A 12,958-nucleotide genomic window follows, 5' to 3' on the forward strand; every position below is an offset into this window, starting at 1 on the left:
GGCGGTCAGAGGTCAGACTTCGGGTCGGCTTTGCCACCGCCTCCGGGGATGGGTCCCCCGAGCGTCGCCTTGAACCATGCGACGACCCGATCGATCACCGGCTGCTGAAACCAAGTGAGGTCGCCATGGCCCGCTCCTTCGACCAGCACATAGTCCGCCTTGCCGCCCTTTGCCCGCAGGCCTTCGAACAATTGCTTGCTCTGCACCGGTGAGACGAGCCTGTCGGCGGTTCCGTGCATGATGAGGAAGGGCGGTTCGTCGCCGCCGAGATGGCCCATGGGACTTGCGGCCAGCGCCTTGTCGGGATCGGCTGAAATCGAAGCACCGGGAAAGTCACGAAAAGCCGGCCCGTTGACGAGAAGCGCCTCCGTCACAGCAGGCGATTGGTGCATGAGTTGGACCGCCGGCGAAAATCCCTCACCGATATTGAGGAGGTTCGAAATCCCGTAGAGTGTGACGGCCGCCTGCACATCAGAGGGCTGATCGAGATGATCGCCCTTGTCGAAGGCTTTCTCTCCACCGGTGACGCCGACCATCTGGGAGAGATAGCCGCCAGCGGAATCACCGAGGACGCCGATCCGGGCCGGGTCTATGCCATACTCGGCCGCGTGAGCCCGTAGGTAGCGTACGGCGGCCTTGCCGTCCTCCACCAGCGCCGGGAACCTGTCGGGGACGACACGATATTCGGCGGCGGCAACGACGAAGCCGGCCGCGGCCAGAGCCGAGCGCAGCTCGAAGTATTTCTCATGGTCAGCCGAGGTGAAACCACCGCCCGGGAAATACACGATCGCAGGCTTCTTGTCTTTGGTGCGCGGCACGAGCAGCGACATGCGCAATTGCCGGATCGCACGCATCGAACGGATCTGGGAATAGATCACACCACTGATCTGATCGACCTGGCTCCGGTTTCCTTCCACCCGAACGACCTGAGCCCCCTCGGAATAACCTGGCAGCTGCGCGTCGCCTGCCGAGGCCTGCTGGGTAAGAACACTCGCAGCGATGACGCCTCCCAAACTAAGGGCCTGGATCATTCTCATGTGATGCGCCTTTGTCGGTTGCGGTGCCATCCTTCTACACCACAAACCGGCAAGGACATGTGTCAGCGCCATAGCCTCAGCGGTGCAGCCGAACGGAAGCGATAGAAGGCCGTCATCCGTCGCAAGTCGCTCAGGAAGCACGCCGACATGTTCGAAATGTCTGAGATCCAGCGAGGCAATGAGGTCACGCCATGCGGCCTTCGCTCGCGGCCGAACGCTCGATCCGGCAACGCCGGTCACGATGCCGGCTTAGCTGAGACGGGGAAGAGCGACGGACGGGAAATCGACGGCATTCGGAAACCGAACGGTCGTGTACGTCGTCGGCTTGGCCAAGATGGCGGGCCACGCCCGATGATGATGAGCACTACATCTACGCTATAGCCCTCTAACGCCGTCCGCGTGCTGCTGCGATCGGATCAATTTGCCGAGGAGCGCGGCAAGCTGACCTCGCTCCTGCTCATCCAGACCACTGACGATGCTCTGCTGATTTGCGATGTGAGCCTCTACCGCGCGATCGATCAACGCCAGACCATCGGCCGTCAGCGCCACCAACGTTCCCCGTTTATCCGCCGGGTTGGGCCTCCGCTCGACCAGTCCGCCATTCTCAAGCCGATCGAGGCGATTGGTCATGCTTCCAGATGAAATCATCGCCGCCTCATAGAGCGCGGTGGGCGTGAGCGCATACGGTGTGCCGCTGCGCCGGAGCGTCGCAAGCACGTCGAACTCGCCGGGTTGCAGGCCAAATTCCGCAAATAGCGGATTGAGACGATCCCGCGAGATCAGCAGCGCTGCTTCACCCAGCCGTCCCAGCAGCACCATCGGCCTGATATCGAGATCGGGCCGTTCGCAGGCCCATTGTTCCGCAGCCATTGCAGCCCTGTCCATTCCGCGCCCCTATCTTGACGTCGAGATACATATCTCTATGTAGAGATAATATTGAACGCGGCGACCCTGACAAGGTCATATTGCTCGGAGACCATCATGCGGGAAACATCAGGTCGGATGCTGTTTCCGGCCGGAATCCTGCTCGTCGGCATCAATCTGCGCCCGGCACTGGCCTCGGTCGGCCCACTGCTCGACGCGATCCAGCGCGACACGGGCCTTGGCGACATCGGCGCGAGTCTGCTGACCACGTTCCCGGTTTTATTGATGGGCATCTGCCTGCTGGGAACGGCATGGCTGCGCGGATGGATGGGAGAGCGGGCAGGCATCGCCTCTGGTGTCCTGCTCATTCTTCTCGCCTGCCTGGGCCGCTGGGTGTGGCCGCAGGAGGCAGCTTTGGTGTTGACCGCCATCGTTGGCGGCGTCGGCATCGCCATCGTTCAGGCGCTGATGCCGGGCGCCATCCGCCGTCGAGCGGGACCACGGAGCGGGCGCCTGATGGGCTTTTACTCCACCGCGATCATGGGTGGAGCGTTGATGTCGAGCATGGCGGGCGCCTGGATCGCGAGGGCATTGGGCTGGCCGACCGCGCTGGGCATTTGGGCATTGCCTGCCCTCCTCGGGCTGTGCGTCTGGCTTCTGGTACCGCGGGGACCGCAAGAGAGAATAGGATCGGTGCAACGCAGCCCGGTGCACCATGCGCCGCGCGCCTGGCTGTTGATGCTGTTCTTCGGCTTCGGCACGGGTGCCTATACGCTCGTGCTCGCCTGGCTGCCGCCCTTCTACACCCAGCTCGGCTGGTCCGACCAGGCGGCCGGCGCGATGCTTGGAGCCGTCACGCTGTCGGAGGTGGTCGCAGGCATTACCGTCTCGCTTTGGGTTGATCGATCGCAAGATCGTCGCGCAGTGTTGTTCACCGCGATTGCCGCGCTGCTGACGGGAATGCTCTGCCTCTGCGTGGCGCCACTGCAGCTCGCATGGGCGGCGGCGCTGCTGGCGGGGCTCGGCATTGGCGCGCTCTTCCCGCTCTCGCTGATCGTCGCGATGGATCATGGCGACGATGCCGATCAGGCAAGCGCGCTCGCCGGCTTCGTGCAGGGTGGGGGCTATGTCCTCGCCGCCGCGCTGCCGCTGGTCGCCGGACTGCTGCGTCAGCATCTGGCGGACCTCACCCCCGCCTGGTGGCTGATGGCGGGACTGTGCCTCGCGCTCGCGCTCATCGCCGCGCGCTTTCGCCCCGGTGACCGTCTCTTCCTCCGCCTCTGACGACAGGAGTCTTACAATGGCCTTTTACGACACGGCTAGCCGCACCAATTATTTCATCGAATTCGGCGCTGGCCGCCCTATCGTCCTTCTGCATGGCATCAGTAATTCAGGCCGCGCCTGGGGACACAGATCGCTCCGCTGGTCGAGGCAGGCGATCGTGCCCGATCATGCCGGGCATGGCGCGGCGGGCAAGCTGACTGCGCCCATAGGCGTCGCCGCGCTCGCGGGCGATATCGAAGCACTGCTCACTCATCTGGATATAGGGCCTGTCGATCTGGTTGGCCTCCACTGGGGGGCATGCTCGCGCTGGAGCTTGCGCTCCGAGACCCAGAACGTATCGGCCGACTGGTCGTCGCGAACAGCTTCGACAAGACAAGCACGCCCGTCTTCCACGCGCTGGCGGAAGGCTGGGCGACGATTTTCGAACGCCCCGGTGGTCCGGTCCAACGGTTGGAACAAAGCTGGCCGTCGCTTGTCTCTCCCGCGTTCCAGACGACACCGGAGGGCTTCCGGACCTATCAAGTCTGGCATGGCATAGCGGCGACGGCCGATGGCGCCTCGCTCGCCCATGTTGCGCGCGGCATCCGCATTCGACGTCACCGAACGCATCGCCTCGCTCGCCATGCCGACGCTTTTCATGGCAGGCAACCTCGATGGGATGTCCCCGCCCGAGACCAGCCATCGCATGGCCGAGCGCGCGCCACAGGGCCGCTACGCCGAAATCGACGGCGCCGCACACATCTCCAACGTCGATTCAGGGGATCGGTTTTCAGCCCGACTGCTGGAATTTCTGGGTGAAGGGACGGAGAGGCCCGATATACCCGGATCAAATGGATAGAAGAATCTGCGGTGCGGGTGGATGGCGCCTGCCACCACGGACTGCGTCCAAGCAAAGACCCGCGGTGGTTGCGTATCTGCCGCGCAGAATGGCGCACCATGGCGTAGAAGCGGCTAAATGGCGGAGACGGAGGGATTCGAACCCTCGATACCCCTTTCGGGGTATGCTCATTTAGCAAACGAGTGCCTTCAGCCGCTCGGCCACGTCTCCGTAGGGGTGGCTCTAGAATTTCGCGTCGGACGGGTCAACCCGCTTCGCTGGCTCGATAGGCGCCAATGGGGCGGAAATCCGTGCGTTGCGCCGTTCATAATGCTTGGCGACCCTCAGATGGCGGGAGATCGCGTAGTTCGCGGCGGTGAGGAAGCCATAGACGCCCCTCACGAAATGGCGCCGGCCGAGATAGGCCTTCAGAAAGTTCAGCGGCAGCTCGACGAAGATCCGCCAGGTCGGGATCGTGACGCCGCGGGTTTCGAGATCCCGGGCCTGCTGGTCGGAATAGCGGTTGAGCTTGTCGAGCTGGTCGCCGAGCGAGCGGACGGAGAAGTGGTGGATGACCCCCTTCACGCGTCCGACGCTGGCGCCGGGATCGAGTTCCACCCGGTCGTGGACGGGGGAGGGCGAGTAGCGGCCCCTGTCCTTGCGATAGAGGCGGACGGGATGCAGGGCATAGGCCCAGGGATGGGGCTTCGTCTCACCGGGGAAGATCTCCGCGATGGCGATGCGATAGGCCGGATGGGCGGGCTCGCCGGCGGCGAACAGGGCGCGGATGGCGTCGGACAGGTCCGGCGGCACCACCTCGTCCGCATCGAGGTTGAGGAGCCAATCGTGACGGCACTCGGTCTCGGCGAAACGCTTCTGTGGGCCATAGCCCGACCAGTCGTTGTGGATCACGCGTGCGCCAAGCGATGCCGCCAGCGCCTGCGTTCCATCGGTGGAGCCGGAATCGACCACGACGAGGTCGTCGGTGAGGTCGCGGACCGCGCGGATGGTCGCGCCGATCCGGTCGGCTTCGTTGAAGGCGATGAGGAAGATCGAGAGCGGCGGCGCGGACATGGGGAGGGCTCTACGGCATCGGCCCGGCTGGCCGATACTGTTTTCTCGACAGTGTCGTCATGGATCGAGGATCGTCGCCCCGGGCCGGCGGCGTCGTGCTCAGGCCGCGACCGGCTGGTCGCCCAGCCGCTTGCGTTGGACCTTCCCGTTGGCGGTGCGGGGCAGCGCCTCCACGAACCGGATCTCGCGCGGGCATTTGTAGGCCGCCAGTCTCTCGGCGCACCAGGCCAGGATCGACGGTCCGTCCGCCTCCGCCCCAGGCTTGAGAACGACGAAAGCGGCGATGACCCTCAGGTCGGCCCGGACGGCGAGCTCGGCGACGCCGACTTCGGCCACGGAGGGATGCAAGCCGACCACGCCCTCGACCTCGTTGGGAGAGACCCGGTAGCCGAGAGCGTTCATCAGATCGTCGTTGCGCCCGTGGAACCAGAGGTAGCCCTCCTCGTCGAGGCTCGCGAGATCGCCGCCGGCGAACCATTCGCCGCGCAGGACGGTGGCTTCTTCGTCGGGCCGGTTCCAGTAGCCGAGCATCAAGCCCGGCTCCGTACGGTGGATGGCCAGAAGCCCGGTCTCGCCTTTGGGCAAGGGCTCGCTCGGCCCGTCCACGGGCAGGATCGCCACGCTGCGCCCTGGCTGGGGCTTGCCGGGAGAGCCGGGCTTCACCGGGATGGTGGGGCCGCTGGAGACATAGGTGGAGATTTCGCTCATGCCGAGCGCCTCGTAAAGCGGCTTGCCAGTCCGACGCGTCCAGGCCTCGAGCAAGTCGGCGGGCAGGGCCTCGCCAGCAGTGCAGCCGTGGCGCAGCCGGGACAGATCGCAGGCGTCGAGATCGGCATATTTCAGGATCTGTCGATAGACGCTCGGCACGGCGGCAAACAGCGTCGCACCGTGGCGGGCGATGAGACTGGGCCAGATGGCAGGATCACGGGGCCCATCGTAGAGCACGCTCGTGGCGCCACAGGACCAGGGATCGGTGATCCCGACGCCGAGCGTGTAGGTCCAGTTCATGGTGCCGGCATGCAGCATGACGTCGGCCTCCGTCAGCCCCAGCCAATGCGCATGCATCGGACGTCGCCCCCAGATCGCCCGATGGGCGTGGAGCACCCCTTTCGGCCGGCTGGTGGTGCCCGACGTGTAGACCAGGGTCGCCGGATCGTCCGCCGCGGTGTCGGCATAATCCGCGACCGGCTCGGCACGCTTCATCGCGGCGATCTCGGTGGGGCCGAGGACGATGCGGCCCACGGCCTCCGCCGCGTCGAGACGTTGGCCCGCCCCGGTCACCACGACGGCCGCACCGGAATTCTCCATGAGGAACGCGGCCTCCGCCGGCGTCAGCTGGGGCGAGGAGGGGAGGGCCACGAGCCCGGCGGCGAGCGCGCCGAAATACACGAGGACGTAATCCGCCTCGTTGCCCATCCGGATCATCACCCGGTCGCCGCGTGCGAGACCGAGGTAGAGAAAGCCGGCGGCAATGCCGCGCACGGCCCGGTCCGCCTCGCCGAAGGTGAGGCGCAATGTCTCGCCTTCTGCGCCCGCCATGACGAGCGCCGTCCTGCCTCCCCGCAGGCGCGCATTGTCCGCGAGGCAGTGGCGGGCGGCATTGAAACGGGCCGGCAGGGAGGCGTCCGGGTGGATCATTCGAAAGGTTCGGGCTCTCTCGTGGCGATGCGCTCAAGCCATGACGAAACCTGCGGCCGGCAACAAGAGCCGGCCGCAGGATGTCGAGGGGTTTGCCTGCGCGTCATCCGCGATGAGCGGCGATTACGCAGCCTTGGTGTCGAGCAACTCGTTGGCGGCGGCGAGCATCGACTTCATGGCGGCGGAAGCGGCCTGATAAGCCGGCGTCCCCACGTCCCAATTGTTCGCGGCGACGGCATCGATCATCTTCTTCGCTTCTTCGAGAGCGGTCTTCTCGGCATCGGTAAGACGGGCCAGCGCCGGATGATCGCGCAGCGGGCCGTTCCGCAACTCCGTGCAGACGCTGTGGTTCGCAATGCCCAGCATCGTCGCTTCGGTGGACGCGGCCGGAGCGAGCCCGACCAGGATGCGGGCCAGCTTGCGCTTCCACATGCCCACATCCGCCGGCAGGCAGACCAGGCCATGAGCGCTGACGCGGCCGCTTTCCGCAGCCAAAGCGGTGCGGCCGAAGCTTTCCGCCTTCACGAGGCGGGTGGTGATCTTGTCGATCTCCTCGTGGGTCTTCGCGGCCTTGCCGGCAATGTTCTGGACGCTGGTGGAGATTTCGGCGGTGGCAGAGCGCTGCTGCGAGAGCATGTGCGAGATCGCCTGATTCAGGTCGCTCGCCTGCGAGATCCGCTCGTTGGTCTGCTCGACCCGCGTCTCCAATTGCTCGACGATCGCCCGGCCGGACGTGACAGCGCTGCGGCTCTCGCCGACGGCCACCGAGATGGCTCCCATTTCGGCCGTGAGGGTGCTCAGCAGGCCGCGGATTTCACCCGTCGACTTGGCGGTCTGGGCAGAGAGCGACTTGACCTCGGCGGCGACTACCGAGAACCCACGTCCGGCTTCACCCGCACGCGCGGCCTCGATCGTGGCGTTCAGCGCAAGCAGATTGGTCTGTGCGGAAATCGACGCGATGGCGGTCGCCATCACCTCGATCTGGGCGATGGCTCGCTCCAGCACCACGACGCGCTCTGAAATGAGCGAGGTACGGGCTTCGATCTCCTGCATGGCGGATTTCGCCTCGCGCCCGTCGCCGATGCAGGCGCTCATAGCGGTCAGCGCGTCCTGGGCAACGGTGACGACCGTGTCGGACGTCTGAGAGACCTCAGCGATGGACGCCGCCAATTCCTCTGTTGCACCCGCGATCGTCTGCGTGGCGCTCGCCACCTCGCCGACATCGTAGGTCATCCAGCCGATATTGATGGCGGCCTCCGAGGCTTCCTTCGCCATGGACGCGATGGAGGACAGGCTGCGCTGCTTATCGTCATCGCCATGGCTGCGAAGGCGTTCGAGGGCGGATTTGAGCTTACCGTCGGGCAGGTCGACGGCGCTCAAACCCTGGCTCGACATCAGTGCTTCGACGGCCGCGCTCAGACGAACCTCATCGGCCTCGATCTGCTGGGCAACGGCAGGCACCGCAGTCGTGTCGGAGGCGGGACGCTTGCGGGAGAAGCCAATCATAAAACTACAACCCTGAGATATCGATAGGGCAATGTAATAAACTCTATTGTTTAATAGTGCCTTAGCATACCCGCCCTCCTCGACCGCCGGAACGCGAGAATGGTCGGCTTCCTTGAGCCAGACGCCAGTCGTCAATGGTAACCAAGCGGCTGGATCCTAATATTTTCTTCTTTCGAACAGTATCCAGTCGGCTCCTCAAAAAACAGGATTACCAATCAAACCGCTGGTTCTTCTCCAGTATCACGCGTAGACGAAAATTGGCTGGCGCATACTCCAACCATGTATGTCGTCTCGCCATAAGAATTGATGTCGCGGCGGCACCGAACAAGAAACATACTTATAGTTGAATTCAATTTCACCCAGTGTCGCACATGGGAGAGTAACTTTTTTGCGAAGTTCGCGCGCTCGACGTGAGTGACTGCATCGGATCGAAGGGCGAGCCATGGTGGGGCACCGTCCTCACGCGCATGTTCGGGCGAGCGCGCATGACGACTTGCTTTAGGCGCGAGCGATCAGGCCGAGTGAGGGAGAAGCGGTGCGGGTCGCAGCGGGACGAGGCCGGCCTTGCGCTCGAGCAAGGTCGGCGGCGGTACGGGCGCCTCGATCGAGCAGACAACCCCGGTGGGCTCGAACAGGAGCTGAACCTCGCCGGCAAGCTCGCGCGCCAGACTACGCTCGATGAGGCGGGAACCGAAGCCGGTGCGTGTCGGCTGCGTCACGGGCGGTCCGCCGTTTTCGCTCCAGCGCAGAAGGAGGCGGGTCTCCGCCTCTTTAATGACTGACCAAGTGATTTTCACAGTCCCGCCCTCTTGCGAGAGCGAGCCGTATTTGACCGCGTTGGTGCCGAGTTCATGCAGCGCCATGGCGATCGAGAGCGCAAGCCGAGGTGGCAGGCGCAGTTGCGGCCCGGACACGATGAAGCGGGATTGGCCCGCCCCGGTGGAATCGAGGGGAGCGATGGCATCCGCCACCACGTTGCCGAGTTCCGCACCCTCCCAGCTTTCGCGAGTAAGCACATCGTGCACCCGGGCAAGGGCGAGCAGTCTGGCCTCGAACGCGGCCTTTGCCGCCGCCGCCTCCGCCGTGTCGAGGCCGCGCAGGGATTGCATGGCGATGGACTGGACGGTCGCGAGCGTGTTCTTCACGCGGTGGTTGAGTTCGTGGATGAGGAGCAGGAGATGCTCCTCCGCCCGCTTGGCGTCGGTGATGTCGACGTTGCAGCCGGTATAGCCGAGGAAGGACCCGGTATCGTCGAGGCGTGGCACGCCTTCGCAACGCAGCCAGCGTACCTCGCCGTCGCGATCCACCACCCGGACCTCCGCCCTCACGGGAAGACGCTCGGCAAAGGCCTCGGAGAACTTGGACGTGAACTCCGTCTGGTCGTCCGGATGGACGATCGTCTGCCACCCGCCGGCCGCCAGCGCGCTGGCGGGTTTTCCGAACAGATGGTCGAAATGCAGGTTGGCGAAGCTGATCTCGCCAAGCTCGTCGGTCATCCAGATCAATGCGGGGGCCGAATCCGCCATGTGCCGGAACCGCGCCTCGCTCTCGCGCAGGGCCGAGAGCCCGCGCTCCGTCTCGGCGAGCGCCGTATCGCGCTCTTCGCTTCGCGTGCGGAGGCGCAGGGATGCGTCCGCCAGAACGTCGCCGAGGCGGCGGATCTCGTGGATCGGCGAGGTGATGCGCGGAATCGCTTCGCCACGGGCGAGCGCCGGGCCGGACGCCACCAGCCGGCGCAATGGCTGCGAGACCTTCGACCAGAGATTGATGGCGAGGATCGACGACGTAGCCAGGACGAGGAGACCGAAGCCGGTAAAGGCCCAGATCCATCCGCGCAGCCGCGCGTCCACGAGCGCCTTCGGAATCACGGCGCTCACCGTCCACCCGGTGAGACGCGAGCGCGCCTCGACGACCGTGACGGGGCGCATGTTGAAATCCTTGCCCTCCCAGACTCCCGGCGTATCGGTCTGGCGCTGGCGAAGGGTCGCCAGGCGCGGCCGCCCGACGATGGAGGCCGGGTCGGGAATACGGGCGAGGGCGATACCATCCCGGTCCGAGACCCCCGTCATCCAGCCCTGGACGTATTCCCGGCTCAGGATGCCCTGGAGCCGGTTCACCGGCGCGAGAAAACTCAGGAGGTAGACGACCTCGCCCTCGTTCTGCACCGGGACGGCGATGGCGTAGGTCGCCCGATCGGGCATGCTGCCCGACAGGATGCCGGAGATCATGGCCCGCTGCGTTCCGGATGTCAGCTCACGGTCGAAAGGCAAGGCGGTCTTCGGCAATGGGGCCCCGCGCGGGACCGACGTATTGACCAGTTGCTGCCCGTCCGGTTGGCGCAGGAGGATGTCGAGCCCGACGGTTTCGCGAACGAGGCGTGCCTGGGCGTCGAAATTCTCGAACTCCGCATCCTTCAGGCGGGGCGACGTCGCCAAGGTCTGCAGCACGGAGACGAGCCCCGCCGTATCGCGGTCGATGGACAGGGCGATGCCGCGAACGTTCTCGCGGGCATCCTGCTCGAACCGTGCCCGCTCTGTTCCGGCATAGCGAAACAGCAGGATCGCGGTGAACAGAAGCCCGGGCCCGATCAGCGCCACGACGAGGGCGATCAGGTAGACCTGGGTCGAGAAGCCTCGATCCCGGATGCGTGCGAACAGCCGGCCCGGCGCCGTGCCCTGCCACCCACCGGTTCTCGTCCGTTCGAAAGCAGGTTCCATCTCGCCCTTGGACTCGGCGCTCTTCGGCTCTTGGTTCTTGATCTTGGCTTTCCCCGTCTCGGCGTTCATGGCCTATCGATGTGACCGAGATCCCGGCTCGGCGCCAGCCGATCGCGGACGCGCTGCTTCAAGGTCTTCACGTCGGGAAATCCCCCGTCCCGCGTTCGGTCCCAGATCGTCTCCGATCCGCAGACGATGATGAAGACGCCGCCTGTCCCCGGCACGAGGGCGACTTCGCCGACCTCGTCGCGGAAAGTGGAAAGAAGCTCCTGCGCCATCCAGCCGGCACGCAGGAGCCACTGGCACTGCGTGCAGTAGGTGATGGAAACCCTCGGTTTTTCGACCCGGGGGGTAGGTGGCAGTTCATCCATGGCCGGCACAGCGACCCATGCACGCTGCCTTGTCAACCTGCCCTCGTGGGAGTTCGACTACGGGATGTGCGTGGAGTTTCGTCGCGGACGCATCGCGATCCGGCCTTTCACCGGCGGTATCACGCCCTATCTCAACATGCGTCGCCGGGCGGCAGGGGCGTGGACGCGCCATGCCGCGCCCGTCCACGAGGAGCCCCCGATGTTGTCAGTTCTGCGTCCCGACGCCACCGCGACCTTCGCGCCTTCGCCTCGACCCTCGGTGTTTCGCCGCATGCGGTCCGCGCTCGTCGCCGTCGCCCTGGCCACGACCCTCTCGGGCTGCGGCGCGATCAACCGGGTGCCCACGCTGGAGGAGAGCGCGAAATCCTCGTGGAGCGAGGTTCAGAATCAGTATCAGCGCCGTGCCGACCTGATCCCGAATCTCGTGGAGACGGTGAAGGGCTACGCGCAGCAGGAGAAGGATGTCCTCGTCGGCGTCACGGAAGCCCGCGCCAAGGCCTCCAGCGTGAAGGTCGATGCCTCCACGGTGTCCGATCCCCAGAAGTTCAAGGAATTCCAGGACGCGCAGAATCAGCTCTCCGGCGCCCTCGGGCGGCTCCTCGTCACCGTGGAGCGCTATCCCGATCTGAAGTCGAACCAGAACTTCCTCGCGCTGCAGTCGCAGCTCGAAGGCACGGAGAACCGGATCGCCGTCGCACGCCGCGACTATATCGGCGCCGTCCAGGCCTACAACACCGAGGTCCGCACCATCCCCGGCCGCTGGATCGCCGCGTGGTTCTATCCGGAATCGAAGCCGATGGAGACGTTCACGGCGACGCCCAATTCGGACAAGCCTCCGTCCGTGAAGTTCTAGCGCGGTGATGAGGGCGGCGTTTCTTCGAGGGCGCGCGCTCGCGCCGGTCCTGGCGTTCGTCCTCGTCGTCCTGGCGGGGATAGTGCTGCTGGCGCACGGCGAGGCTCTGGCCGCGGAGCCGACCTTCCCGTCCCTCAGCGGTCGCGTCGTGGATGCGGCCGGGATCCTCAAGCCGGACGAGATATCGGCGCTGGAAGCACAGCTGAAGGCCTACGAGGAGAAGACCTCCGATCAGGTCGTCGTCGCGACGGTGCCGAACATGCAAGGGCTGACGATCGAGGATTACGGCAACCGGCTGTTCCGCTCCTGGGCCATCGGGCAGTCCAAGACCAACAACGGCGCAATTCTGCTGGTAGCGCCAAACGACCGTAAGGTGAGGATCGAGGTCGGCTACGGCCTCGAAGGGGCGCTGACCGACGCCTTGTCGAAGGTCATCATCACCACTTCCATCACGCCCCGCTTCAAGACAGGCGATTACGGCGGCGGCATCAAGGCCGGAATCGATGCCATGCTGTCGATCCTCAGCGGCGATGCCGAGGAATGGCAGCGGCGAGGCAAGGTACGCAGCGACGAGGCCGAGCCATCCCATGTCATCGGCTTCATCATCCTGTTCCTGCTGATCCTGTTCGTCGTCTACCGGATGAATCGCGGCCGCCCGGGTGGCGGATTCATCATCCTGCCCGGGCCATCGTCCGGCGGCTGGAGCGGTGGCGTCTCCGGCGGCTTCGGTGATGGCGGCGGCTTCTCGGGCGGAGGTGGCTCATCGGGAGGAGGCGGCGCCTCCGGGGATTGGTAGG

The 12,958-nt window shown here is 65.3% G+C and carries 11 protein-coding genes and 1 tRNA gene; 4 read left to right on the forward strand and 8 right to left on the reverse strand.

Annotated features, from left to right (window positions below):
• Nucleotides 1–5: 5 nt before the first annotated feature.
• Nucleotides 6–1,277: an alpha/beta hydrolase fold domain-containing protein gene (locus tag ACYQR9_RS11965; RefSeq protein ID WP_461229693.1), complete on the reverse strand. Its 1,272-nt coding sequence runs from the start codon at nucleotides 1,275–1,277 to the stop codon at nucleotides 6–8.
• A 135-nt stretch (nucleotides 1,278–1,412) separates the two neighbouring features.
• A complete protein-coding gene (locus tag ACYQR9_RS11970) occupies nucleotides 1,413–1,922 on the reverse strand; it encodes a MarR family winged helix-turn-helix transcriptional regulator (RefSeq protein WP_461226380.1) in 510 nt (169 codons plus the stop codon).
• A gap of 117 nt (nucleotides 1,923–2,039) precedes the next feature.
• Here ACYQR9_RS11970 and ACYQR9_RS11975 point away from each other — a divergent pair, with 117 nt between their 5' ends.
• Together ACYQR9_RS11975 and ACYQR9_RS11980 are read left to right on the forward strand one after the other, a co-directional pair.
• Nucleotides 2,040–3,185, forward strand: a complete 1,146-nt coding sequence (locus ACYQR9_RS11975) for an MFS transporter (RefSeq protein WP_461226382.1) — start codon at nucleotides 2,040–2,042, stop codon at nucleotides 3,183–3,185.
• A gap of 568 nt (nucleotides 3,186–3,753) precedes the next feature.
• Complete coding sequence (locus ACYQR9_RS11980; RefSeq protein ID WP_200919150.1) at nucleotides 3,754–4,023, forward strand: alpha/beta fold hydrolase; 270 nt, start codon at nucleotides 3,754–3,756, stop codon at nucleotides 4,021–4,023.
• Nucleotides 4,024–4,141: 118 nt separating this feature from the next.
• Here the strand turns inward: ACYQR9_RS11980 and ACYQR9_RS11985 are convergent.
• The 6 genes from ACYQR9_RS11985 to ACYQR9_RS12010 all read right to left on the reverse strand — a co-directional run bounded on the left by ACYQR9_RS11985 (nucleotide 4,142) and on the right by ACYQR9_RS12010 (nucleotide 11,308).
• Nucleotides 4,142–4,233 (reverse strand) — tRNA-Ser (locus tag ACYQR9_RS11985).
• Between the two features lie 12 nt (nucleotides 4,234–4,245).
• Nucleotides 4,246–5,076: a glycosyltransferase family 2 protein gene (locus ACYQR9_RS11990; protein WP_461226384.1), complete on the reverse strand. Its 831-nt coding sequence runs from the start codon at nucleotides 5,074–5,076 to the stop codon at nucleotides 4,246–4,248.
• 99 nt (nucleotides 5,077–5,175) lie between these two features.
• Nucleotides 5,176–6,714: a class I adenylate-forming enzyme family protein gene (locus tag ACYQR9_RS11995; protein ID WP_461226386.1), complete on the reverse strand. Its 1,539-nt coding sequence runs from the start codon at nucleotides 6,712–6,714 to the stop codon at nucleotides 5,176–5,178.
• A gap of 123 nt (nucleotides 6,715–6,837) precedes the next feature.
• Entirely contained in the window at nucleotides 6,838–8,355 is a 1,518-nt protein-coding gene (locus ACYQR9_RS12000) for a methyl-accepting chemotaxis protein (protein WP_461226388.1), read from the reverse strand.
• A gap of 377 nt (nucleotides 8,356–8,732) precedes the next feature.
• The gene (locus ACYQR9_RS12005; RefSeq protein ID WP_461229791.1) at nucleotides 8,733–10,937 is read right to left on the reverse strand and encodes a sensor histidine kinase; all 2,205 of its coding nucleotides are present in this window, start codon (nucleotides 10,935–10,937) and stop codon (nucleotides 8,733–8,735) included.
• A gap of 65 nt (nucleotides 10,938–11,002) precedes the next feature.
• The gene (locus tag ACYQR9_RS12010; RefSeq protein ID WP_056430561.1) at nucleotides 11,003–11,308 is read right to left on the reverse strand and encodes an Rdx family protein; all 306 of its coding nucleotides are present in this window, start codon (nucleotides 11,306–11,308) and stop codon (nucleotides 11,003–11,005) included.
• A gap of 199 nt (nucleotides 11,309–11,507) precedes the next feature.
• Here ACYQR9_RS12010 and ACYQR9_RS12015 point away from each other — a divergent pair, with 199 nt between their 5' ends.
• Nucleotides 11,508–12,161, forward strand: coding sequence for a LemA family protein (locus ACYQR9_RS12015; protein ID WP_156467849.1), 654 nt, complete (start codon nucleotides 11,508–11,510; stop codon nucleotides 12,159–12,161).
• Nucleotides 12,162–12,168: 7 nt separating this feature from the next.
• On the forward strand, nucleotides 12,169–12,957 hold the full coding sequence (locus tag ACYQR9_RS12020; RefSeq protein WP_461226390.1) for a TPM domain-containing protein: 789 nt from the start codon (nucleotides 12,169–12,171) through the stop codon (nucleotides 12,955–12,957).
• Nucleotide 12,958: the final 1 nt, after the last annotated feature.

The sequence above is a fragment of the Methylobacterium sp. CM6241 genome (assembly GCF_054817845.1).

Bases quoted from the DNA above. Each gene is read 5' to 3' on its own strand.
- ACYQR9_RS12010 (WP_056430561.1), bottom strand. From the start codon at position 11,308: ATGGATGAACTGCCACCTACCCCCCGGGTCGAAAAACCGAGGGTTTCC.
- ACYQR9_RS11995 (WP_461226386.1), bottom strand. From the start codon at position 6,714: ATGATCCACCCGGACGCCTCCCTGCCGGCCCGTTTCAATGCCGCCCGC.
- ACYQR9_RS11975 (WP_461226382.1), top strand. From the start codon at position 2,040: ATGCTGTTTCCGGCCGGAATCCTGCTCGTCGGCATCAATCTGCGCCCG.
- ACYQR9_RS12020 (WP_461226390.1), top strand. From the start codon at position 12,169: ATGAGGGCGGCGTTTCTTCGAGGGCGCGCGCTCGCGCCGGTCCTGGCG.
- ACYQR9_RS11980 (WP_200919150.1), top strand. From the start codon at position 3,754: ATGTTGCGCGCGGCATCCGCATTCGACGTCACCGAACGCATCGCCTCG.
- ACYQR9_RS11990 (WP_461226384.1), bottom strand. From the start codon at position 5,076: ATGTCCGCGCCGCCGCTCTCGATCTTCCTCATCGCCTTCAACGAAGCC.
- ACYQR9_RS11970 (WP_461226380.1), bottom strand. From the start codon at position 1,922: ATGGACAGGGCTGCAATGGCTGCGGAACAATGGGCCTGCGAACGGCCC.
- ACYQR9_RS12015 (WP_156467849.1), top strand. From the start codon at position 11,508: ATGTTGTCAGTTCTGCGTCCCGACGCCACCGCGACCTTCGCGCCTTCG.
- ACYQR9_RS12005 (WP_461229791.1), bottom strand. From the start codon at position 10,937: ATGGAACCTGCTTTCGAACGGACGAGAACCGGTGGGTGGCAGGGCACG.